At 50.6% G+C, this 23,411-nt stretch carries 20 protein-coding genes; 7 read left to right on the top strand and 13 right to left on the bottom strand.

The features are described from left to right. Both PKH29_04865 and PKH29_04870 read left to right on the top strand, forming a co-directional pair. Positions 1 to 1,128, top strand: a 1,128-nt coding sequence (locus PKH29_04865; GenBank protein HNX14166.1) for a SpoIIE family protein phosphatase, incomplete at its 5' end; no start/stop codon positions are given. A gap of 3 nt (positions 1,129 to 1,131) precedes the next feature. After that, positions 1,132 to 2,568, top strand: coding sequence for a 4Fe-4S dicluster domain-containing protein (locus PKH29_04870; GenBank protein HNX14167.1), 1,437 nt, complete (start codon positions 1,132 to 1,134; stop codon positions 2,566 to 2,568). A gap of 87 nt (positions 2,569 to 2,655) precedes the next feature. Here the strand turns inward: PKH29_04870 and PKH29_04875 are convergent, their stop codons facing one another. The 3 genes from PKH29_04875 to PKH29_04885 all read right to left on the bottom strand — a co-directional run bounded on the left by PKH29_04875 (position 2,656) and on the right by PKH29_04885 (position 5,361). Continuing rightward, entirely contained in the window at positions 2,656 to 3,501 is an 846-nt protein-coding gene (locus PKH29_04875) for a phosphotransferase (GenBank protein ID HNX14168.1), read from the bottom strand. Positions 3,502 to 3,656: 155 nt separating this feature from the next. Then, positions 3,657 to 4,655, bottom strand: a complete 999-nt coding sequence (locus PKH29_04880) for a GGGtGRT protein (GenBank protein HNX14169.1) — start codon at positions 4,653 to 4,655, stop codon at positions 3,657 to 3,659. A 13-nt stretch (positions 4,656 to 4,668) separates the two neighbouring features. Continuing rightward, positions 4,669 to 5,361: a hypothetical protein gene (locus PKH29_04885; protein ID HNX14170.1), complete on the bottom strand. Its 693-nt coding sequence runs from the start codon at positions 5,359 to 5,361 to the stop codon at positions 4,669 to 4,671. 290 nt (positions 5,362 to 5,651) lie between these two features. Here PKH29_04885 and PKH29_04890 point away from each other — a divergent pair, with 290 nt between their 5' ends. Further along, entirely contained in the window at positions 5,652 to 7,631 is a 1,980-nt protein-coding gene (locus PKH29_04890) for a hypothetical protein (protein HNX14171.1), read from the top strand. Between the two features lie 61 nt (positions 7,632 to 7,692). On the opposite strand, the gene PKH29_04895 is transcribed toward PKH29_04890, so the two are convergent. From PKH29_04895 to murD, 10 genes are all read right to left on the bottom strand, one after another. Next, positions 7,693 to 9,387, bottom strand: coding sequence for a TraX family protein (locus PKH29_04895; GenBank protein ID HNX14172.1), 1,695 nt, complete (start codon positions 9,385 to 9,387; stop codon positions 7,693 to 7,695). Between the two features lie 34 nt (positions 9,388 to 9,421). Further along, complete coding sequence (locus tag PKH29_04900; GenBank protein ID HNX14173.1) at positions 9,422 to 10,993, bottom strand: NAD(P)/FAD-dependent oxidoreductase; 1,572 nt, start codon at positions 10,991 to 10,993, stop codon at positions 9,422 to 9,424. Beyond that, positions 10,990 to 11,484 (bottom strand): GtrA family protein, encoded by a 495-nt coding sequence (locus tag PKH29_04905; protein HNX14174.1) that lies wholly within the window; start codon positions 11,482 to 11,484, stop codon positions 10,990 to 10,992. The genes PKH29_04900 and PKH29_04905 overlap by 4 nt, the downstream gene beginning before the upstream one ends. 35 nt (positions 11,485 to 11,519) lie before the next feature. Beyond that, a complete protein-coding gene (locus PKH29_04910) occupies positions 11,520 to 12,020 on the bottom strand; it encodes a flavin reductase (GenBank protein HNX14175.1) in 501 nt (166 codons plus the stop codon). A gap of 24 nt (positions 12,021 to 12,044) precedes the next feature. Then, positions 12,045 to 12,893 carry a TraX family protein gene (locus tag PKH29_04915; protein ID HNX14176.1) on the bottom strand — a complete coding sequence of 283 codons (849 nt, stop codon included), beginning with the start codon at positions 12,891 to 12,893 and terminating at the stop codon, positions 12,045 to 12,047. A gap of 75 nt (positions 12,894 to 12,968) precedes the next feature. Next, the gene (alr, locus tag PKH29_04920; protein ID HNX14177.1) at positions 12,969 to 14,084 is read right to left on the bottom strand and encodes an alanine racemase; all 1,116 of its coding nucleotides are present in this window, start codon (positions 14,082 to 14,084) and stop codon (positions 12,969 to 12,971) included. A gap of 94 nt (positions 14,085 to 14,178) precedes the next feature. Further along, on the bottom strand, positions 14,179 to 15,387 hold the full coding sequence (locus PKH29_04925; GenBank protein HNX14178.1) for a methionine gamma-lyase family protein: 1,209 nt from the start codon (positions 15,385 to 15,387) through the stop codon (positions 14,179 to 14,181). Beyond that, positions 15,384 to 16,322 (bottom strand): hypothetical protein, encoded by a 939-nt coding sequence (locus PKH29_04930; GenBank protein ID HNX14179.1) that lies wholly within the window; start codon positions 16,320 to 16,322, stop codon positions 15,384 to 15,386. Before PKH29_04930 ends, PKH29_04925 begins: the two co-directional genes overlap by 4 nt. Continuing rightward, positions 16,315 to 17,313, bottom strand: coding sequence for a hypothetical protein (locus PKH29_04935; GenBank protein HNX14180.1), 999 nt, complete (start codon positions 17,311 to 17,313; stop codon positions 16,315 to 16,317). The genes PKH29_04930 and PKH29_04935 overlap by 8 nt, the downstream gene beginning before the upstream one ends. Positions 17,314 to 17,326: 13 nt before the next feature. Further along, the gene (murD, locus tag PKH29_04940; GenBank protein ID HNX14181.1) at positions 17,327 to 18,712 is read right to left on the bottom strand and encodes a UDP-N-acetylmuramoyl-L-alanine--D-glutamate ligase; all 1,386 of its coding nucleotides are present in this window, start codon (positions 18,710 to 18,712) and stop codon (positions 17,327 to 17,329) included. 341 nt (positions 18,713 to 19,053) lie between these two features. On the opposite strand from murD, the gene PKH29_04945 reads away from it, so the two are divergent. The 4 genes from PKH29_04945 to PKH29_04960 all read left to right on the top strand — a co-directional run bounded on the left by PKH29_04945 (position 19,054) and on the right by PKH29_04960 (position 23,397). Beyond that, on the top strand, positions 19,054 to 19,650 hold the full coding sequence (locus PKH29_04945) for a VanZ family protein (protein HNX14182.1): 597 nt from the start codon (positions 19,054 to 19,056) through the stop codon (positions 19,648 to 19,650). A gap of 24 nt (positions 19,651 to 19,674) precedes the next feature. Further along, a complete protein-coding gene (locus tag PKH29_04950) occupies positions 19,675 to 20,568 on the top strand; it encodes a mechanosensitive ion channel family protein (protein HNX14183.1) in 894 nt (297 codons plus the stop codon). A gap of 71 nt (positions 20,569 to 20,639) precedes the next feature. Then, the gene (locus PKH29_04955; GenBank protein HNX14184.1) at positions 20,640 to 21,725 is read left to right on the top strand and encodes a M14 family zinc carboxypeptidase; all 1,086 of its coding nucleotides are present in this window, start codon (positions 20,640 to 20,642) and stop codon (positions 21,723 to 21,725) included. A gap of 22 nt (positions 21,726 to 21,747) precedes the next feature. Continuing rightward, positions 21,748 to 23,397 carry a glutamate--tRNA ligase gene (locus PKH29_04960; protein ID HNX14185.1) on the top strand — a complete coding sequence of 550 codons (1,650 nt, stop codon included), beginning with the start codon at positions 21,748 to 21,750 and terminating at the stop codon, positions 23,395 to 23,397. The last annotated feature ends 14 nt before the right edge of the window (positions 23,398 to 23,411 follow it).

Consider the following 23,411-nt stretch of genomic DNA (forward strand, 5'->3'; position numbering starts at 1 on the left):
GGTGAATTGCTGTGCGGCGACCACATCGAAATTGTGGAACCCGATGACGGCAACTCCACAATCATCGTGCTTGCGGACGGACTCGGCAGTGGCGTCAAGGCCAATATTCTGTCGACTCTGACTTCCAAAATCATCTCCACAATGCTTGCTGCCGGATTGAAACTGGAGGATGCCGTGGAGACCGTCGTAGCCACCCTGCCCGTCTGCTCGACCCGGGGAATTGCCTATTCGACTTTCACCGTAATTCGCATCGTCAACAATCAAAAAGCCGAGATTATCCAATACGACAACCCCAAGGTGGTTATGCTTCGTGACGGGAAAAACCGTGAGCTGCCGTTCAATGAGATCAGTATTGCGGATAAAAAGATCATTAAAACCGAGACGGACCTCTGCGAAAACGACGTGTTCCTCGCCTTTTCGGACGGTGTAGAACATGCGGGCGTGGGGCTGAGCTACAATTTCGGTTGGAGCCGAAACGACATCATCGACTATATGACCACCTTCTGGCATGTCGGTTTCACGGCCAAAACCCTCTCCACCATCTTGATTGATGAGACCAATAAACTGTACGAGGGACAGCCGGGCGACGACGCGACGGTCTGTACCGTCCGTATCCGAAAACGCGAACCCGTCAACCTAATCATCGGACCGCCCGCCAACCGTGACGACTGCAAAAGGATGATGTCGCTGTTTTTTGCCAAAGAGGGAAAGCATATCGTCTGCGGCGGCACGACTTCACTGCTCGCGGCGGATTATCTGCATAAGCAACTGCATCCGAGCTTGTCGTTCGACGATCCCGAAATCCCGCCCGTTGCGCAGCTCGACGGCGCCGATCTGGTCACCGAAGGTGTTGTCACCATCAACCGCGTGCTTGAATACTCGAAAAACTATCTCGATGACAACAAGTCCTTCGAGCAGTGGTGCTATAAAAAAGACGGCGCTTCGATGATTGCCCGAATGCTGTTTGAAGATGCGACCGACATCAATTTCTTTGTCGGAAAAGCGGTCAATCCCGCCCATCAAAACTCCGATCTGCCGATCACTTTCACGATCAAGATGCAGCTTGTCAAAGAACTGGCCGATTGTTTAGAGAAAATGGGTAAGAAAATCAAGACGAGTTATTTTTAGGGGGTGAAATCCTTGCAGAAGTTTGACACCAAAGTTCAATATTTGAAGTACAGTGTGCTCAAAGAGGTCGCCCGGCATGCCTGGGACGACGATTTGCTTGAGCATATCACGACCATTCCCAAGGAAATTATCCCGGGGAAAACCCCCACCATGCGCTGCTGTGTTTATAAAGAACGCGCCATTCTCTCCGAACGCGTTCGGCTGGCTATGGGCGGCGATAAAAACAACGCCAACGTCATCGAGGTTATCGACATCGCCTGCGACGACTGCCCCGCCGGCGGCTATGTCGTCACCGACGCCTGCAGGGGCTGCCTTGCACACCGGTGTGAGGAGATCTGCCCCAAAAACGCCATCACCTATGACGAGCATCAAAAAGCCCGGATTGACAAGTCCAAATGCGTCAACTGCGGAAAATGCGCACAGGTCTGTCCCTATTTTGCCATCGTCAACCGCAAGCGTCCCTGTGAAAACTCCTGCAAACTGAAGGCCATCAGCGCCAATGACGACGGCAGCGCCAAAATTGACAACGGAAAATGCGTCTCCTGCGGGGCGTGTGTATACCAATGCCCGTTCGGTGCAATTTCCGATAAATCGTTCATTCTGAACGTAATTGATCTGATCAAAAAAAGTGATCACAATCGGAAATATAAGGTCTACGCCGTCGTTGCACCGAGTATCTCCAGTCAATTTGTCTATGCGAAACTGGGACAGGTGATTGCGGCAATTAAAAAACTCGGCTTTTTCCACGTCGTTGAAGCCGCTCTCGGCGCGGATATGGTCGCTTTTTCCGAGGCGAGAGAATTAAATGAAAAGGGTTTTTTGACAAGCTCCTGCTGTCCCGCTTTCGTTGGTGTTATTCGTAGTCAATTCCCCGATCTTGCACAGCATATCTCTCATAACCTCTCACCCATGGCGACCATCGCCAAGTTCATCAAGGAAAAAGACCCGGCTTCGAAAATTGTATTCATCGGCCCCTGCACCGCCAAAAAGATGGAATTTCAGCAAAAGCAAATCCGTCCGTATGTGGACAGCGTGATCACTTTTGAAGAGCTTCAGGCGCTGTTCGACAGCCGCTATTTCGACATCACCTCGTTTGAGGAAGATGTATTGGACAACGCCTCCTATTTCGGACGCATCTTTGCACGCAGCGGCGGTCTTTCGGATGCGGTCGCACAAGCATCGCTCGAACAGGGACTGGCGGAATTTGAGTTGAAACCTGTTTGCTGCGACGGCATCGAGGAATGCCGTATTGCGCTGCTCAAAGCCCAGAAAAACAAAACCGACGGTAATTTCATCGAGGGGATGGCCTGTGTCGGAGGCTGTATCAACGGCGCCGGCTGCCTGACCCACGGCGACAAAAACAGAGCCGATGTCGATAAATACGGCAAAGAGGCCATGGAAAAAACCATTGCCGCTGCCATTTCCGTTTTAAACATATAAGCCCAAGCGTCTTGTTTCCTCGCCGCCCAGTTATTTACATAATCAAATCCCCGCTTTTAAAAAGCGGGGATTTGAAAATTTATAGAATCAAAAATGGTTTTGTCCGCTGAGAAGAATATCTGTTACTCTATTGCCATACTTGATATAGTCAAAATTTTGGTTATGCATTTCGTCTTTTATGCCTGCATGAAAAAACGACCATGTGACATTCTCCATCATGCGGACAACCTTTAAATCCTGCAGTATATGCCACATGTCCAAATCAAAATATCCGAAGTAACAGGTTAATATCAATTTTTCTTCTTCAAATGTTGTATTTACTAAACACGGAATCTGAGCAAGATCACTGAAAGCATCGCTGTAACCGCAGGTTTCCCAGTCGATGATACAAATATTTTCCCCGTCAAACAACATGTTGTTTTGCCATATATCATTATGACAAAAGACCTTGCCGTATTGGCTGTCATCCATTCTCGCCTGTTTGATTTTTTCGTATTTTGCAATGATTTTATGATAATCAAGCGGCAGCGGTACGCTTGAATGGTAAATCAAATAAATATACCTGTCAATCAGATCAAAGATGCTGAAATGCCTGTCTACATGAACATGGGTGTGGATTTGTTTGATGGCAGATACATATTTTTTGATAATCTCCGGATTGCGTGCTTCCTCTTTTGACAAACATCTCCCGTAAAAGAAGTCGGTGATCAGGTAATCATTTGCGTTTTCACAGTTATGTACAGCCGGGGCTACCAACATCCTGCTCGCCTGTTGGCATGCCTCGGCTTCTTTGACGGGGTCCGTGCCTAAATATGAGGACTGACTTCCGTTTATTCGGACGAAATAAACCTTATCTTCACAACTGACTTTATAAGCTTTATTCACATTCCCGCCTGTCACCGGTTCAAAAGATACAGGTTTATTTTGAAACAACTCGTCGTTTTTTAGGATATCCTCAATTGTTAACATAAAATCTCCGTTTCATAAAAAGTAATGAGACGACTTGGAAGATTATATAACTTTACCGTCAAATTGTAAATGAAAAAGGCAGAGATTTTACCTCTGCCTTTCGTTATTACTGCATTTTATTACTTCAACGCTTCTTCGACTGCGACCGCGCAGGCCACCGTCGCGCCGACCATCGGGTTGTTGCCCATGCCGATCAGGCCCATCATCTCGACGTGCGCCGGAACCGAGGAAGAACCCGCGAACTGGGCGTCGCCGTGCATTCTGCCCATCGAGTCGGTCAGGCCGTAAGAAGCCGGGCCTGCGCCCATGTTGTCGGGGTGCAGAGTTCTGCCTGTGCCGCCGCCGGACGCGACCGAGAAGTACTTCTTGCCGTTCTCGACGCACCACTTCTTGTATGTACCCGCGACGAGATGCTGGAAGCGGGTCGGGTTGGTGGAGTTGCCGGTGATGGAGACGTCGACACCCTCCTGCCGCATGATGTCGACACCCTCGACCACATCGTCTGCGCCGAAGCAGCGAACCTTCGCTTTATCGCCGTCGGAAAACGGGATGACTTCGACGATCTTGGCTTTGCCGGTTTCGTAGTTCATCTCGGTGCGGCAATAGGTAAAGCCGTTCACGCGGGAGATGATGTACGCAGCGTCTTTTCCGAGACCGTTCAAGATAACCTTGAGCGGTTCTTTACGGACTTTATTCGCGGTTTTTGCTATGGCGATAGCACCTTCCGCTGCCGCAAACGATTCATGGCCCGCAAGGAAGCAGAAGCACTTGGTTTCTTCGCGCAGCAACATACCGCCCAGATTGCCGTGACCGATGCCGACGTCGCGCTGTTCGGCGACCGAACCGGGGATGCAGAACGCCTGCAGACCGATACCGATGGCTTCGGAAGCGTCCGCCGCTTTTTTGCAGTTTTTCTTCACGGCGATTGCGACGCCAAGCGTATAAGCCCAGACCGCGTTGTCAAATGCGATGGGCTGTGCGCCTTTGACGATTTTATCTACGTCAATGCCGTTGCTGGTGCAGAGGTCTCTCGCCTCTTCAAGGGTTTTGAATCCGTATTCTTTCAAGCAGGCCTCGATACCGGCCATTCTCCTTGCTTTTCCTTCAAATTCCGCCATATCAAGCACCTCCTTATTCTTGACGGGGGTCAATTTTTTTGACCGCCTCGTCATATCTTCCGTATTGTCCGACGTTGTCCTCATAGGCCTTTTTCGGATCGACGCCCTTGCGGATGGCTTCGAGCATCTTTCCGAGTTTCACAAATTTATAGCCGATGATCTCGCTGTTTTTATCGAGTCCGATGGAGAGAACATAGCCCTCTGCCATCTCGAGATAACGCGGGCCTTTTTCGAGGGTTCCGAACATCGTGCCGATCTGGGAGCGCAAGCCTTTTCCGAGGTCTTCGAGTGAAGCGCCGATCGGAAGTCCGTTTTCGGAGAATGCGGTCTGGGTGCGGCCGTAAACCAGCTGTTTAAAGATCTCTCGCATGGCGACGTTGATTGCGTCGCAGACCAGGTCGGTATTGAGCGCCTCCAGAATCGTCTTGCCCGGCAGAATCTCGGACGCCATCGCTGCCGAATGGGTCATGCCCGAGCAGCCCAGCGTCTCGACGAGCGCCTCCTGAATGATGCCGTTTTTGACGTTCAGGGTCAGTTTGCAAGCGCCCTGCTGCGGTGCGCACCAGCCGATACCGTGCGAGAGGCCGCTGATATCCTTGATTTCATAGGCCCTTACCCATCGCCCCTCTTCGGGAATGGGCGCGGGGCCGTGATTGCAGCCCTTTTTCACATAGCTCATGCATTGTACTTCATGAGAACATTCCATATTGTTGCCATCCTTTCGATACATCAAAATTTCGGGCTTGAAAAAGAAGATCCCTAAATAATTAATTTCTATTTATGTACTATTTCAACAAAACCCGACAGCGACAACCGTTTGGAAAGCGGGTCGGCGCTTTTATGATTTTACCATTTTTCCGCAGTATTTTCAAGCGCTCACAGGATTTTGAGAAGAAATATTACGGGTTCGTTTGTTGCAATTCGAACACGGGCCTGATACAATCTTGATATAAAAACCTGTTATGGATTTTGTTCTAAGGGAGACAAGTTATCTTTATGAATTTATTGACCATTCGCCTTTGGGATCAACATCTGCATGAAGATGTGTTATGTGAGCTTTTACAACTTTTAAAAAACAACCGCCCTGCCTGCGACGAGGTATGGCTGACCACCGAAATGGGCTTCCCGCCGAGAGAAGTGCATTCCGTTGATGCCGTTAAAATGGGAGAAGCGGCGGAGAAATTCCGGCAGCTCGGCATCATCGCGAGTTTACAGATTTCCAACACCATCGGACATGGGGATTATCTGAGACATCTGGATTTCTGCGGCATGAAGTGGCGGAAGATGGTGGGGCCTGACGGTACAGTCGCCGCTTATTCGAGCTGCCCGCGGGACCCCAAATTTTTACGCTATATTTACGATACCACAAAAGAGTACAGCCGCTGGAAGCCCGACACGGTTTGGGTGGATGATGATCTGCGCATGGCCAATCACAAGCCGGTGGATAACGGCTGCTTCTGCGATTCCTGCCTCGAAGAGTTTTCACAATTGACCGGCAGGAAGTGGACGCGGACGGAACTGGCTGAGAAAATCAATGACCCCGAAGACTGGACCTGGCGCAGGCGCTGGGCCGTATTCGGCAGCAGCAGTTTGGATAAAGTGATGGAAGCGGTGGTCAAGGCGACTTTATCCGTCTCGCCCGACTCTCGGTTCGGCTTGCAGCACGCAAGTTGGGACTGGGCGGCATATGGCGGAAAGTATTATCAGACGTTGGCCGATGTGGTGATGAAGCTGACCGGCAAAAAGCTGAAATACCGCCCGGGCGCGGGATATTATAACGACAGCAATCCCATGCAGATGATCGGAAAAGGCATGATCGTCAATCTCTGCACGATGCTGACCCGCGGCCTTTCCGACGACATCCGCCCCGAGATCGAGAGTTTTCCGCATACCGCGTTGAATAAGACCGCTCACGGGCTTGCGATTGAGACCTCACTCTATTTGGCGCAGGGCAGCGACGCGATGACTTATGCGATCATGGTGGTTCCGAACGAGCGCCCCGGTTATTTTCACGAGACCCTGCAAACGCTCGGCAAATGGCGCCTCTTCTGGCTGAGATATCTCGAACACAATACAGACACCAAGCCCGCCGGTCTCGGCTTATGTTTCACGCCAGACCACGCGCTACGGCCCCTTACCGATAAAGATAAAAAATTCGCGTGGTCCCGTCTTTTACAACTCAGCGCCTACGGTCTGACCGCTTTCGGGCTTCCGATTTCCTATTATAAAGGGCAGCCGGGGATGCTGCTCCATCCCGATATGGCAAGAAGCCTGACAGAAAAAGAACTCACCGCTCTCTTTGCCGGAGGTGTACTGACCGATGGTTCGTCGATTGAGATATTAAACGAACGTGGTTTACAGCATCTGACGGGTGTGAAAACGGAATCGGCTCCGATTGTCAACGGCGCGGAAAAACTGACCGATCATCCCCTGAACGGACCCTATGCGGGCCGCCAATGGATTCAATATCTGATCTCCGGTCTGACCGGAATGCACACTCTCTTCTGCGAAAATCCGGATACCGGGATCATCGGAAACTATATTATCAACGACGGAAGCGAAAACGGTATTGCAAGTTTGATTACAACCACGCCGCAGGGCGGACGGCTTGCGGTCTTCGGTTATAACCTCTGGGAATCTACCGTGAACACCGCCCGTCATCACCAGATCCTTGCGACTGCCGACTGGGTATGCGGTGAAAAGCTGCCCGTCCGGGTTGAACCCACCGCGCGGATCAATGTGATCCCGCGCACCGACAGCGAGGGTAAGTTGGTCAGCGTCTTCATTTTGAACAACAGCATTGATTACACGCCGGAACTGACCGTTCGGTTGAGAAATCCGCGCGGAAACAAAGCCGTTTGGGTGCGTCCTGACAAAGCGGATGTTACTCTAAATATTGAAAGATGTGAAGGCGAATTACTTGTCGGCATTCCTCCCGTCGAGGCATGGAATGTTGGATTTATTGAGATTCATTGAGGCAAGCGATAATACAAAAAGGCACCGGATAATCGGTTCTTTTTAGTACATTATTTTAATCTCAACCGCCCAAGGTCGTATAGATAATCGCCGATGAAACGCAGAACAGCGCCGTAATTCCGGCCAATGTATAGCCGATTGCCTTTACGGCTTTCTTTGTATTGTTTAAAAAATCCCCCGCAAGCCGCGCAAAGAAATAAGAACCGATCACGAGCAGCGGCGAGGCATAGCGCATGTTCATCGTGCAGGTATGCGGGAAGGTGTAGGCAAACGACAGATAGGAGAACAGTACGAACAAGTAAACGCCCAGCATCAGCAATTTTTGGCGAGACGCCATCGACTGCTTTTTGATGAGATAATAAACCATCGCGCCGAAACCGATCAAACCGACCGCGACGTTTGACACCGCAAGCACCGTGGTCATCCACGCTCCGGCAGAACTTGAATAAGCGATGTTATATTCACCGAACGCCGCGGTCTTAAACAGGCCGCTCCAGACGTTGAACTCACAGGTGGGCTGGTTCCAATAGGAACCCCAGAGGATAAAGTTGCTGCTGAAGCTGATCGACGGCGGGAACAGAAACCGCTGAACGAAATTGTAGGTTCCGATATATTGATAACTGTCCAAGGAGAGCATCGGGACATAGGCGAGCGGTGAGCCGAACAAAAGGTGATTGCGAACCGGCCACCAGAGACCGAGCGGAATACAGATCACGGCAAAGACCGCAAATTGACAGACGAGCCGCCAGCGCTCCCCTTTCCCCGCGATCAGTTCCAATAAGAAAACCAGGGCAATGGCGGGCGCAATGGCGCCGATCGACTGTTTGGTCGACATTCCGAGTCCGATGAACAGAGCGATTTGGATGATGTCGGTCCACTTCTTGGTCTTGACCCATTTGAGCGTCGCGTAGATCGCCGCAAGTGTAAAAGTGATTGAAAGGATATCGTTGTTTATGCTGCCCGAGAAGATGATGAATGACGGGCTGAACGCGATCAGCGCCGCAGCAAGGACAAGCCCCTTGCCTTTCAGTCCGAGGATTCTGAAAATCTTGACGCTGATGAGCATGGAGGCCGCCGAATAAAACGCCGTCAGGAATTGGATCGATTCCAACGCGCGATTCCAGGTCAGCCCGAATGCGGTCATGATTTTCAACCAGACAGCAACGAGAAAATGGTGCAGAGGCGGATGGTAAAACTGCCAGACCGTGGTCGGATCGAAATCCGGCAGCTTCATGTTGTTAAAGAAATACTCGATGTACCCCGCATGCCCGTTTCCGCTTCCGAACTGCTCAACGTCGTGTTGTCGGACTTCGATCGGCGTATTCAAACCGTAAAGAATTCGAATCAGAAATCCCACGGCAAGCAGCAGCAATATCATCCGCTCGGCGGTCAATTTACCGGTCAGCAGAAAAGCCGTGAACCAGATCATGATCACTAAAACGCCGCAGGATGCCAAAATTACCGTAGATTTACCCAATTGCGGCATAAAGAACAAAGTCAACGCAAAAATCAGAAGTGTGGCGATTCCCGCGGCAAGCTGGATTACAAAGCCTTCTTTTTTGCGGTATTTGACCGCGAGTCCGGCGACGAGTACGGCGGCGAGCACCGTCAACGCGAGCGCCCCTTTGACCTCGATCAGCGATGAAGCGGTCGGGTCCAAAGCCAATGCGGAAATAAAAGCCGAAACACCGAACACCAAAAAATATACGGCGTATGACTTGAAGTGTTCAACCGGAAGCAGCGGATTCTCGGTCAATTTTCGCCACCCTCTCGCATGATACTGCATGAAATCAATTCTCGGCTTTTTGTTCAGACTCTTTCTTTTCGTGGTATTCCTGCTCGGTATTGACTTTCCAGACAGCCGTCTTGTCGCTGCCGGCTGCGATTGTTTCTGCGGCGACCATCGCGGTCATCATCGAGTGGTCCATGTTGTTATAGCGGTGCTGGCCGTTGCGGCCGATGCAGTAGAGATTATCGATGGTATTGAGATAATCGACCAGCTTGTCGATCTCGGCATAGGTGTCGAAATAGGCCGGGTAGGCCTTCTTGATCCGTTCGCAGTGGCTGTCGAGCACGTCGTCCGCGCCGATGATGCCCATCTTCTCAAGTTCCGCAGCGGCAAATTTCACGCGCTCTTCGTCGGGCATTTTCCAGAATTCATCGCCCTCAGCGCAGAAATATTCGAGTCCGATCCAAACGGTATGTTCGGGGTCCTTGACCATATACGGCGACCAGTTATTGAACACTTGAATGCGGCCCAGTTTGACTTCGGTCTCCTGAACATAGATCCAGCAGTCCGGGACGATGTTGCCGAGCGTCTTGATTGCGGTTTCGTTTTTGAGATTCAGGCGTTTGACGAGCAAACCGACCGTCACGAAATCACGGTACGGCAGACCTTTGGCGATTCGAAGCATATCCTCGGAGGGCTTGTCCCCTTCAATGCCGAGAACAAGGTCGCGGAGCGGCATTGAGGAAATCACAACGTCGGCAGTCAGCGTCTTTTCGCCCTCTGCGGTCTCGCAGACGACTCCGGTGATTTTGCCGTTTTCAACGATCAGGCGTTTTACGCCGCAGTTCATTTTTAAAACAGCGCCGCGTTTTACGATATCATCCGCAAGGCCTTCCCAGAGCTGACCCGGGCCGAATTTCGGATACCAGAATTCTTCGATCAGAGAGGTCTCGGCGTTCTTATTGCTCTTTTTGCCGAACGCCTTGGAGAACATGTCCTTTAAAAGCGTACGGATAGAGAGGCCCTTGACCCGCTGCGCGCCCCAGTCGGCGGAGATATCGGACGGATGGCGGCCCCAAAGCTTTTCGGTGTAGCCCTCGAAGAACATCCCGTAAAGGACTTTTCCGAAGCGGTTGATATAAAAATTTTCAAGCGAAGTCTCGGGTTTTTTGACCATTGCGGATTTTAAGTAGGAAAATCCGGCCTTCATCGTGCGTCCGAAGCCCATGCCTTTAATCGTCGAGGCCTTCATTGAGATCGGATAATCGAAGAACTTTTTTAAGTAGTAGATGCGGGAAACCCGGTGACGAACCAACATCACCTTATCGTCTTTCTCGGGATCGGGACCTCCCGGATAGACCGGTCTCTCCCTGCCGAGCAATTTATCGTCGATTGCCAGAGAGCCCTGAAGCGGCATCAATTCTTCCCACCGTTTCATGACCTCATCCGACTTTGAGAAGAACCGGTGTCCGCCGATGTCCATGCGGTTGCCGTTATATCGAACCGTACGCGAAATACCGCCGACTTCTCCGCTCTCCTCGAGCACGGTCACTTCAAAACCGCCCTTGCGCAGCAATTCGTCCGCCGCGGTCAAACCCGCGGGGCCTGCGCCGATTACAATTACTTTTTTCATTTTACTGTCTCTTCCTTCTTCTCGTTTTCGGGTTTTCCCGGTTTATTGCGGTATAAAATCAACTTTCTTGCGGCGAAGTTATAAATAAAGACGATTACGGTAGCGGTTATGTTACGGATCAATTCGTTAAGATTGTTTAAAAACCAATCATTGTAAAAAGGCCTGTCCATCAACTTTTCAAACAAGGTAATCAAGCCGACTTTGATTAAAAGCCCGACCGCGCCGATAACGGCAAACACCAAAAATTCCCCGAGCCGCGTGGTGACCTTGGATTTATCAAATATCCAAACCGCACTTAAAATATAATTTGTCGCGAGCCCGAAAATAAACCCGATTGCAGCCGCCAATTGCTCGTTGACAGAAAAGCCGTAGACAAGCAGCATCGCAATGCCGACATCAACGCCTGTTGCGATTCCGCCGACGATCAATGAGCGCACAAACTGCACCGCCGTGCTTTCCGATTTTTCCAAAACCGCTTTTTTAAATCCCATTTATTTGGACATCCCTTTCACATAGACTTATATCTTTACTTTGAAAGTATCTTTTTGATCTCCCCGATGTAAAACGTGTGAAAATCAGCCAACGGGTAACTCTTATTAATCACCTTTTCATCTGAAAAACCCTCTTTTTCAATCTGTCCGGTATAGAGCTTTTCGCAGACCAGAATCAATTTTGCCTCGCTGAATAACACCGCACCGCCTCTGTGTTCCGCCGTCAGACCGCTTAGATGCATTTTATCAATGTCCCGTCCGCTCTTGTTTCCGCACAGCGACAGAGCGTCTTTGTATTTCTCATCAAAAAAGCTGAGCGTAAAGACGTCGTTCGTGTCCATAAAGCCCTTGGTGTAGCGCTGAGGACGCACATAAGCCGTCACAACGTTTTTATACCATAATACGCCGGTCTGCCCCCAGCTCACCGTCATCATATTGAAATTATCGGGTTTTCCGCTTGCGAGTAATGCCCAACCGCCGATCATCTCGAACGGATTGAAGTCAAGCTGCTTGATTTGAAGTTCCTTGAATTCCATCATGTGAACCGCCTTTCATAAAGTTTAAGATATTCCGATTAAAGTTCCGATTTTCGATACCAAATCGAAACGAACGAAGAGATACAAAATCAGCATATGCGCGGGATAGAAGACATAAAACAACCATTTCAGGCCTTTGCCCTTCCGGTTGTTATACAGCATAATTAAAATCAGCGACGCACTCGCCGCAAGCCAGTAGTAAATCGTGATTTTGTAAAAGAACCATGATGTAAATGGAACTGCTCCGTATCCGCCGAATACCGATATATTCAGATCGCTTGCAGGTACCAGTGAACTGAGGAGCCCATATCCGATAATCGTCGCGGCAACGGCGATATATCGTTTCGGTTTCGACCATCTGCCGGTAAAATACATCACATAGATCAAACATACGCCGAACCATGCATAATCGGTTTTTAAAATATAAGCCAATAACGCGCAGACAGCCAGTATAAAAGACTTCACTACCCAGTCGGCGTTTTGATAAGCATAGGTCTCGGGATTCTTTTCGTATTTCTGCATAATCCTGCCGAGCAGTTCAGGCTGTTCGAATACCGTGATGCCGATTACAGCGAGCAAAAGCGTAAAAATGACGTTTTGTCCCTGCCAGGTAAACCAAGTTTGGTGAATCATCAAATCAAACGGCACTTCGCTGACCAAAGCGAAAATAAACATGCGGAGAATGTAGTTTTTCCGATTCTTACTGTATTTCAAACCTTCGGCGACGCAGAAGCAAAATAACGGGAACGCCAGCCGTCCGATCACGCGGCAAACCGTATACCACGGGCTGCCGTATGGGATTAAACCGGATGCGCCGAGATGGTCGATCAGCATTGTGAGGATTGCAATGAACTTTAAAACGGTTGTGCTCATTGTTTTGCTCGTCTTTCCTTTGAATCGGGGATTTCATTTTAAATTTATTACCTGTATGAAATCTAATTCCCAAACTTATTCGGTGTAAATCTTTTTGACGCGGTTTCCGACCATTCGGCACAAAACCTCATAACTAATGGTACCCTCAAGTTCGGCAAGATCGTCGGCCGTATTTCCTTTGATGCCGCCGCCGATGATATAGGCCGGCATTCCGCATTCGATCTTTCCGAGCCGGTCGGCGTCAATCATCAGATGATCCATGCAAACTTTCCCCAAGATTGCCGCTCGTTTGCCGTTGACCAGTAAAAAACCGCGATTTGAAAGCGTCCTGCTGACGCCGTCGGCATAACCCAAGCTGACGACCGCGATACGTTTATCGGTCTCGCAGCGGTAGGTTCCGCCGTAACTGATTGTGGTGCCGGCGGCGACATCCTTGACGAGTTCCACCGCGCCCGCATAATCGAGAACCGGGGTAAGGTGTTCATTTTTACTGCCGTCAGGCATCAGACCGAACAACATAATCCCCGGGCGCACCATATCGAGATGCATCTCGGGAAAATTCATGATTGCGGCGCTGTTTGCCGCATGGCGAATTTGAAATTTATGTCCTGCGCACTCGAGATTTGACAACACCGACATAAAATTTTCAAACTGACGGCGGGTCATATCGCAATCGGCCTCATCGGCTTTGGCGAAATGGGTATATGCCCCCTCGAAATCGAGATTCGGCATCTCGATTGTGCGAAGCAAATCCTTTGTCGGAAAACCGTCAGGGCAGACATAGCCGAGCCGCCCCATTCCCGTGTCGATTTTCAGATGGCAGCGCAATTTACCCCCGACGACTTCGTTCAGCGTCCCGGCATAATCCAGGTCAAAAACAGTCTGGGTCAGATCATATTCGCGAAGACGGGGCATATCGCATTTCGGTGTATATCCCATCATCAAAATCGGAGTTGTAATGCCGGCTTCACGCAGTGTCTGGGCTTCGTAGATATCCGCAAGCCCGAGATAACTCACACCACGGCGCGCCAGTTCTCCGGCAACACCGACCGCGCCGTGGCCATACGCATCCGCTTTGACCATAGCGCATATTTTGCATTTGCCGCCGGTCAGGGTCTTGATATATTCAAAATTTTTCCGCAGCGCGGAAAGATGTATCGTCGCAGTTGCGCGCTGTTTGTTTCCGTCCAATGTCACACCCGCTCTTTTTGCGGACACGCAGCTGCCGTGCCGCTTTGTCTTTATAACGTCATTATAGCACTTTCGCCATGATTAGTCAAAGATGTTATAAAATTATCGCCTCTGCAGCCCGAAGTACCGCATATCGCCCGCCCGCAAACGTCAATCCGCCCTGCAGCCAGACCGCGAAAGGTTCCCTCAGCGGCGCATCAGCCGAGATTTCAACACTCGAACCGGAGATAAAACCGCCGGCTGCCATAATGACCTTGCTGTTATAACCGGGCATATCCCACGGCTCCGGGCTGACGTAGCTGTCAATCGGAGAACCGCTTTGAAGCCCCCTGCAAAATCTGATCAACAGTTCGGGATTTCCCAGTTTCAACAGCTGCACGATATCGGCGCGTTCCGCGTCAAAAACAGGCTCGGTTTCAAAGCCGAGTTCGTCAAACAGCGCAGCCGCGAAAACCGAGGTCTTTAAGGCCTCGGCGGTAGCGTGCGGAGCCATGAACATCCCCATGAACATACTGCGGTTTTGAAACAGAGTCGCTCCTACTTCGCGCCCGATATCCTGCGCAAACAACCGGTCGGCGCAGGCGTCGATCAGTTCTTTTTTTCCCGCGAGATATCCGCCGCAGGGACACAGCCCGCCGCCCGCGTTTTTAATCAAGCTGCCCGCCAACAGATCGGCTTTGGGTTCGCTTTCGCAGACAAATTCGCCATAACAGTTGTCGACAAAGACAATCATTTCGGGGAATTTCGCATGAATTGCCTCAATCGCCCGGTCAATGTCTCCCGTGGTCAATGAACGCCGCAGGGTATATCCGCGCGAGCGCTGAATATAGATCATTTTCTTTCCGGTAATCATAGAAAGAATTCTATTCAGATTAAATATCCCGTCGAAATCGAGCCAATCAAATTTAACACCGAAATCGGCAAGCGAACCCCCGCCCTTTTTCATAATGGTCGGCAGAATGGTATCGTAGGGTTTTCCGGTAATCGAAAGAACCTGATCTCCGGGGCGCAGCACCCCGAACAATCCGGTTGCAATCGCATGGGTACCGCTGACCATCTGGATGCGGACAAAAGCGTCCTCGGTGCCGTAAACGGACGCATAGACCTTATCAAGCGTCTCGCGCCCGAGGTCGCCGTAACCGTAGCCGGTTGTGCCGAGCAGATGCGCTTCGCTGACCCGATTTTCGGAAAATGCCTTCAACACCCGCTCAGTGCAAATGCGCTCGGTATGTTCGATTTTTTCAAACTGAGATTTAATTTTTAATTCCGCTTTTTGCGCGGCAATCAGAACTCTTTCGTTCATTTTAGGACCACCGCGTTTAACAACTTAAAGAGCGCTTCGATATCCTTTTTCCGGCAGCTCTCGGTGTCCGAGCCGGGAAGCCGTGTCGGCAGCGCCAAAAACGCAGTCCGGATGCCGCCCGCGCACTGCGCGACTGTACCTGCCGGGCAGGTTGGGCGTGCGGTCGGGATAACGGTTTTAATGCCAAGCATCTCGGCTGTAGTTTTAATTTCATACAAAAGTTCTTCGTCGTGAACTGCACCGCTGTCGATGACCGGAAGTCCGAGTTCGGGTTCTTTTTCGGTTTCAAGAGCGCCGTTCTCATTGCCCTGCACAACAATGGCGACGTCGGGCTTAATGGTTTCTGCGGCGGCTTTTACTCCGCCCGCGTTCAGATTGCCGCGCGCGGCGAATACCAGCCACAGATCGGCTTCACCCGAAGTTTCAAGGGTCTTGAGAAGCGCAGCTATGGACGCACGGGAAGAAAGAGCTTTCCCGCCGATGATACCGCCATCCTTACCCCAGGCGAAAAATTCGGAATCGTAAACGCCGAAAGAACCCTGATCCGGCTCGTCGTAACACTCGAAATAGAGTGAATCCGTTTTAGGAAGTTTATCGTCGCCGTTTGAAAGGTGTACCGGACAGACCGCGATCACGCCTTTTTTGCCGTCGAACTTCAGCTTCCGGCCGAATAATTGAGCTGTTCCGGCTTTTCCGACGGTCTCGAATTTATAATAAGGCATCTCGCCCTTTTTGAGTAAAAATGTCGGCTCATCCATCGGCGCGGTCAACATGAGTTTACGCCCGCCGCCTTTTTTGTGTGCAATCACACTGCCGAGCGTATCGGTATAAAATTCGCATTTTCCGGCTAAATAAGCGGATAAAAACACGCGCATCGGGACTTCGCGTCCGGTCGGCGCGTCAATTTGCACCAGTTTTTCAATCAGCTCAAACACTTGCCGCACCTCCCAGCGTATTGACATAAGCCGCAATCAGCTTGGCGCTCTTGTCGATGTCGGAGACCAAAACGGTCTCGACTGCGGTATGCATATTGCGCATCGGCACCGAGACCAGCGCGGTCTCGACGCCGCCGTCGGTAAAAGTGATGCGATCGCTGTCGGTTCCGGTTCCCCCGCCCATGATCTCAAGCTGATAGGGGATTTTTCGCGCTTTGGCTTCGGCGATCAGGCCGTCGGTATGTCTTTGAGACAAAATCGGGGACACGCCGATCATCGGGCCCTCCCCGCTCTTTCCGGTCTTGGATGAGTCGGCAGCGGGATTTTCCCCGAAGCTGCCGTCGACCGCAATGGCGATATCGGGCAGGATGTTGTGGGTACCCGCGCCGCTGCCTCGGCAGCCGATTTCCTCCTGCACCGCGAACAGCAGATAGACCCCGATGTTGAGGTTTTTCGAGAGGTTTTGCGCCGCTTTGATGATTACGGCACAACCAAGGCGGTCATCAAGAGCGTGTCCGCATAAGACACCGTTTGAAAGCTCAAAAACCGGTGCGATAAATCCGGCCCGGTCTCCCTGTCTGACGGGCGAATCGTCTTTTTGATACCCGATATCGGCGGTGATATTATCTTTGGGACCGGTTTCGTTTTCACCGCTTGTGATAATGCCGGTGACGCATCCGGTTTGGGTATGTACGACGATTTTCGCCCCGTGGATGGTACGGCGGTCAATTCCGCCCACCGGACTTAACAGTAAACTGCCGTCGCCGCGTACCTCGCTGACGAGAAATGAGATTTCGTCGGTATGGGCGGTCAGCATGACGACCGGCATGTCGGCGCGCCTGGGAACGATCTCGACTCCGAGATTGCCCATCGCGTCAGTCGCAGTTTTATAACCCTTTAATATCCCGCAGATGACGTCGTTGACGTTCTTTTCGCTGCCGGAACCGCCGAACGGTTCGCAAAGCGCGGTCACAAGATGCTTCGTGTCCAATTGAATTCCACCTCTAAAGTTTCTTCACAAGCGTTTTATATTCCTCGCCGCGGGTCTCATAGTTGGGATAACGGTCAAAGCTGGCACAGGCGGGAGAGAGTGTGACAAAATCACCGCTATTCGCAATCGAACGGGCTTTTTGCACCGCTTCAAACATGTTTCCGACATAAAATATCGGCACTTTTTCTGCGTTGTAACCGGGCGCGGCAGCGATCGCGTCGCCCATCTTTTTTGCGGTGTCGCCGAATAAGATCACGGCCTTGCAGGTATCGACGACCGGTTTTCCGAGCGGTTCGAACGGGATTTTTTTGTCATAACCGCCGCCGATTAAAATAACGTTCTTTTTAAACGCGTTCAGCGCGGCGATCGTGCGGGTCGGTGTGGTCGCAATGGAATCGTTATAATATTTTACGCCGTCGAGTTCGCGTACGAATTCTTCGCGGTGTTCGACACCCTTGAAAGTTCGCGCGATCTCAGCCATAACCTTAACATCAACAACGCCCCAAACCGCCGCGAAGGCAGCCATATAGTTTTCGGCGTTGTGTTTCCCCGGCAATAAAATTTCGTCGGCAGCCATAATTTCCTCTTCTTCGCCGTTGGTGACGTGGACGAGTTCGCCGTCTTTAAGGTAAACTCCGTTTTCAACTTTTTTAAGCGAAGAAAAAAACGCTGTCTGCCCGCGTGTCTCGGAAGCAAACGACCTTGTAATTTCATTTTCAGCGTTCAGCACGCAGCGCGCAAAGGCGTTTTGATGCAAAAACAGATTCTTTTTGGAGGTGATGTATTCGTTCATATCTTTATGGATATCCAGATGGTTGGGGTTTACGTTGGTGACGACCGCAACGTCGGGACTTTTACGCATCGACATTAACTGGAAGCTGGACAGTTCGACGACCGCGACATCGTTATGCGACATCTCTTCGACTTTATCAAACAGGCTGCGGCCGATGTTTCCGCCTAGATGCACAAGTTTCCCCTGCTTCGTCAGGCACTCGGCGATGATGGTCGTGGTCGTGGTTTTGCCGTCACTGCCGGTCACGGCATAAATCGGGCACGGGCAGTAGTCGAAGAATAATTCCATCTCGGAGGTCACGGCGGCACCGCGTTTTCTGGCGGCAACGAGCGAGGGCAGGTCAAAATAGACCCCGGGCGCGCGGATAATGACATCGGCGTCGAAAACTTCGGGATAATCCGGGCCGATTAAAAGCTTTGCGCCCCAGGAGCGGATTTCGTCACAGATCGAACCGAGCGCGGCTGCGCCTTTTTTATCGCAGACCGTGACCGGGACACCTTTTTTTAACAATAACTTAATGAGCGGCGTGTTACTGACGCCGATTCCGATGACAAAGACCTTTTTTGAGCGAAGTTTCGCAAAAAAAGAATCCAATCTGTTGTCCATACCGAGTTAGTTCCTCCGGGTGATATTTACTGAAAACAGCCGCTGTTATCCTGCTGCCGTTTTATATCAGTTTAGCATATTTTACCCGCAAATTCAATCGAATCAACACGACGGTGTGAGAATATGTTTTTATGCGCATCATTAACCTCATCACTGCCGAAGACAAAATATTGCAAAAATACACAGAACATGGTATGATTATAAGGTTATTTTTTTGAGGTCCGGCTTTCAATGAAACGATACCAGTCAATTATGTCCTTTAAAATGCATAATGTTAATTTATAAATATGTTCTGAAAGAAAACCGTTTTTACCGCAATAATATCATTTACGGAGGGCACAATGGCTGCTGCGTTCGAATACTTTTTAAATATGCTCCCGTATATGCTGATCTCACTGCCGTTCATCCTGCTTTGGCGCTATATGCGCGTCAACCGGCTTTCAAAACACAATCTGGTCAGCCCCCGGTCCCGCGAGATTTTAATGGTGATTTTCACGATGTTTCTCGTGGGGTTGATTTCACAGACGGTGTTATCCGAAATCACGCTGACCGAAAGCGGTTTTTCGATCGTTCACCGTCCCGGCGGAGGCGGATTGAACCTCAAACTCTTCGATGTGTTCCGGCTTGTGAAAATCGAGACCTTTGAACGCGGAAAGATCAGCTTCTTTTTGATCAACATCGTCGGAAACATCGTCGTTTTCATGCCCCTCGGTTTTTTTTCCTGTCTGTTATGGAAAAAGCCGTCGGTTTGGAAAGCGCTGCTTTACGGCATGATGACCTCATTGGTCATCGAACTGGCGCAATACCCGCTCGAACGTGGCACCGATATCGATGACTTATGGCTGAATACGCTCGGCGCTTTACTCGGATGGGTGGTTTATATTGCAATACGAAATCGGATTGACACACAAAAATACCGCATCAAAGATCAAAGATAACCTATCGGAAAGGACGGTCTGATTATGAAAGAAATTTGGCAATGGATTCTCGATGTTAATGACAAGACAAAGGCCACCTTCGAAGAAGGCCTTTTTATGACTTTGCTGGTATGGCTGTGTATCGGTGTCGCCGCTTGGATTTTACTTCATGTCATCAAACGCATTCTTAAAGAAAAAGAAAAACGCGGCAAAAAGAACACTTTCCCGCTGCTGGCTCACTTGATTCGAGCATTGATTTATATCATTGCCGTCACCAGCGCTCTGTTTCAAATTCAACCTCTGAAAACCATGACGGTATCGCTGCTTGCGACTTCCGGCGTGCTGGCTGTGATCATCGGATTAGCCTCCCAGGAGGCCTTTTCAAATCTGGTTCACGGTTTGTTTATCTCACTGTTCAAACCGTTTGTGATCGGCGACATCATCACGATCAAAGACCTTGGCGTGACCGGCGTTGTGGAGGACATCAACCTGCATCACACAGTTTTAAAGACCTTTCAAAACAACCGCGTGATCGTGCCGAACGCGAAAACCAACGGCTCGGTGATCGAAAACCAAATGCTTGGCGAAAAGCGGCTGTGCAATTATCTCGATATCAATATCGCATACACCGCCGATATCGACAAAGCCATTTCGCTGCTGCGAAATCTTGCCGTTTCGCATCCCTATTGCGTCGATGCAAGAAACCCGCAGGAGATCGCCTCCGGCGAACCGGTCGTTGCCGTGCGGGTAGTCGATTTAAAAGATTTCGGCGTCGCTTTGCGCGCATTTATTTGGTCTGCGGATTCCGGCTCCGGTTTCTCAATGCTGTGTGATCTGCGGAAAGAGATCATCAAGGAATTCGCCGCTCGTGAAATCGAGATCCCCTTCAATACCATGAACGCCGTTATAAAAAGCAAAGGCGGCGTAAATGATAAATAGACCGCCGAACCGGCCTGCTTCGAAATACGGCGGCAGAAATTATTAAAGAAGAAACACGGGAGATAGACAACATGACCTCCAAACGAATCTTTGCGCCGCTGCTGACCTGCCTGTTATTTTTTTGTGCCTGCTCTGATTCTGCCGTCCAGAGCACAATCGAAACGAACGCAAATCCCCATTCCGAAATCTCTTCGGTTCCGACTGATTTTTTCTCCGAACTCGGAATTCCCGAATCAGTCGGTTTCGACGGTACCTATACCCGGGAGACGCGCCAAAAAATGTTCGCACTGGGTTTCAGTTATACGGATGTGGAATCGTTGATTGATATGGGATATTTCATTGACGATATTTTCCTCTTTACCCCCGAAGAAAAAGATGTTTATGCAGCGGCAGGCAGGTTTACGCCCCATGAATCGCTTTTGGAACTGACAAAAATTCTTTACACGGATATCGAAGGGCTGGATGATTATTTCACCGCTTTCGGAGATAAAAGCGTCGTCGTTCCCGAATTAATTCAATACGGCGAGAGCGTTTTAGGCCGCCCGCTCTATTATTATCACATCAAAAACCCGAACCGGGAACCGACAAAAAAGATCATGCTGACCTTTGCGATTCACGGCTATGAGAGCGAGGCCTCCAGCGACGGCGCATACTTGGCCGAACAGGCCTACCAGATCGCATTCTTTTATTGTCTCAAACCCGAGTACCTCGAGGACACAGAATTGTTCATCGTACCGATGGTCAACCCCGACGGCGTGATGAACCGAAACGGCGGCGTCAAATTCGGACGCGGGCAGTCACAGGGGATTGATATGAACCGCGATTTCCTGAAAGGCGAATTTAAGGCGCAGGAGACAGCCGCACTCAGAGACCTGATTAAAACCGTTTCTCCCGACGTTTTCATCGATTTCCACGGCTGGTACAGCGAATCCTACGGTGACGCCGAACTCGGGCGGGCGTTTGCGGCAAATCTCGGTCTTGCGCACATCAGTGAGGATTACGGCACCCGCCAGGGATATTTATACGGATACGCCAAGTCACAGGGTGCGCGCTCCCTTTTGATCGAACACAGCGGCTATGCTTCGGTCAACACAAAAGACCTGATATTATCGCTGAACACCATTATGCGGATGAATTTAAACCAACCGACTCAATAAAACAGCAAAGGACGGTAAAAATATGGATTACAAAAAACTCGCGGATTTAGTGCTGCCGAACGTGTGCAGCGACCTTTCCGTTTGGGAGAAAAGATATCCCCCGCGTGCTCTGCCGGAGGGCGCCAGAGTGACCCGGTTTGCACCGAGTCCGACCGGTCTGCCGCACCTCGGCAACGTGTTTACCTGCAATGTCGATCTGCGGCTTGCGCATCAGAGCGGCGGCGTCTGTTTTTTACGTATTGAGGACACCGATGCCAAACGCACCGTCAAAGACGGAATCGCCAAGATCGTAAAGATGCTCGGGGAGTTCGGCATTTTCTTCGACGAGGGGCCGACCCTTGACGGCGGTGAAAAAGGCGATTACGGCTCCTACACCCAGAGCAAACGCAAGGCGTTGTATCAGTCCTGCGCCAAATGGCTGATTGAACAGGGACTTGCTTACCCTTGCTTCTGCACTGCCGAGGAGCTCAACGACATCCGCGCAAAACAAAAAGCCGCTAAAGTCCCCGCGCCGGGCTATTTCGGCGAGTGGGCCCGCTGCCGTGACCTGACACTTGAGGAAGTCGAGAAGAATCTGGCTGCGGGCAAAGATTATGTCATCCGGCTGCGCAGCGCAGGCGACGCCAAAAAGACCGACCATATCACCGACAACATACGCGGAACGATGGAGTTCCCGCAAAATATCATGGACGTCGTACTGCTCAAATCCGACGGCATCCCGACCTATCACTTTGCCCATGCGGTCGACGACCACTTTATGCGCGTGACCGATGTGGTGCGCGGCGACGAGTGGATGGCCTCTTCGCCGATTCACGCGGAACTGTTCCGTGTGCTCGGTTACAAACAGCCCCGCTATACTCATGTCGCGCCCATCAGCAAGATCGAAGGCAACAGTAAGCGCAAGCTCTCCAAACGCAAAGACCCCGAATTCGGCTTGATCTTTTATCATGAGATGGGCTACGACAAGGACGCTGTGATCGAATATCTGACTTCAATTGCCAACTCCGGTTTTGAGGACTGGCGGCGGGCGAATCCCAAAGCCCCGATTGATGATTATAAATTCAATGTTAAAAATATGTCTGTCTCCGGCGCAGTATTTGACCGTAGCAAGCTCGATGATGTCTGCAAAAACTACATATCCCTGCTCTCGGCGGACGATGTGCTTGCGCGTTATCTCGCCTGGGCAATGCTGTTCAACCCCGAGATGGCAAAACTCGTCGGATGCGATCAAGGGCGCTGGCGCGAAATTTTCAACATCGACCGCGAAGTACCGAAACCCCGCAAAGATATCGCAAACTGGAGCATGGTGAGAGATTATTTCGGCTATTTCATCAACGAGGATTTTTATGGCGACATCAAGGACAGCTATGACCTCGGAACGCTTTCCGCCGACGATTTCAAGGCCGCGCTTGCCGGATACGCCAAACTGTTTGACTATTCCGATGACCGCGATGTATGGTTTGCCAAGGTCAAGCAGGTCGCGGACGGAATCGGTTATGCATCCGATACCAAGCTCTACAAAGCCAATCCCGAGGCCTATAAAGGCCCGTTATCCGACGTCGCGGCGATGATCCGCATTTCCGTCACGAACCGAAGCCAAACCCCCGACTTGTATACGATCATGCAGGTGCTCGGTGAAGACGAGTGTAAAAAACGAATCAATATCAAATAAAGGATGTACTAAAA

This window comes from Oscillospiraceae bacterium (genome assembly GCA_035353335.1).
Taxonomy (GTDB): domain Bacteria; phylum Bacillota; class Clostridia; order Oscillospirales; family JAKOTC01; genus DAOPZJ01.

What these genes read in the sequence shown, in the direction of transcription:
- PKH29_04945 (HNX14182.1), top strand. Translation starts at nt 19,054, where the DNA reads ATGGCTGCTGCGTTCGAATACTTTTTAAATATGCTCCCGTATATGCTG.
- PKH29_04905 (HNX14174.1), bottom strand. Translation starts at nt 11,484, where the DNA reads ATGGGATTTAAAAAAGCGGTTTTGGAAAAATCGGAAAGCACGGCGGTG.
- PKH29_04915 (HNX14176.1), bottom strand. Translation starts at nt 12,893, where the DNA reads ATGAGCACAACCGTTTTAAAGTTCATTGCAATCCTCACAATGCTGATC.
- PKH29_04955 (HNX14184.1), top strand. Translation starts at nt 20,640, where the DNA reads ATGACCTCCAAACGAATCTTTGCGCCGCTGCTGACCTGCCTGTTATTT.
- PKH29_04885 (HNX14170.1), bottom strand. Translation starts at nt 5,361, where the DNA reads ATGGAATGTTCTCATGAAGTACAATGCATGAGCTATGTGAAAAAGGGC.
- PKH29_04925 (HNX14178.1), bottom strand. Translation starts at nt 15,387, where the DNA reads ATGAACGAAAGAGTTCTGATTGCCGCGCAAAAAGCGGAATTAAAAATT.
- PKH29_04890 (HNX14171.1), top strand. Translation starts at nt 5,652, where the DNA reads ATGAATTTATTGACCATTCGCCTTTGGGATCAACATCTGCATGAAGAT.
- PKH29_04880 (HNX14169.1), bottom strand. Translation starts at nt 4,655, where the DNA reads ATGGCGGAATTTGAAGGAAAAGCAAGGAGAATGGCCGGTATCGAGGCC.
- PKH29_04910 (HNX14175.1), bottom strand. Translation starts at nt 12,020, where the DNA reads ATGGAATTCAAGGAACTTCAAATCAAGCAGCTTGACTTCAATCCGTTC.
- PKH29_04950 (HNX14183.1), top strand. Translation starts at nt 19,675, where the DNA reads ATGAAAGAAATTTGGCAATGGATTCTCGATGTTAATGACAAGACAAAG.
- PKH29_04900 (HNX14173.1), bottom strand. Translation starts at nt 10,993, where the DNA reads ATGAAAAAAGTAATTGTAATCGGCGCAGGCCCCGCGGGTTTGACCGCG.
- PKH29_04960 (HNX14185.1), top strand. Translation starts at nt 21,748, where the DNA reads ATGGATTACAAAAAACTCGCGGATTTAGTGCTGCCGAACGTGTGCAGC.
- murD (HNX14181.1), bottom strand. Translation starts at nt 18,712, where the DNA reads ATGGACAACAGATTGGATTCTTTTTTTGCGAAACTTCGCTCAAAAAAG.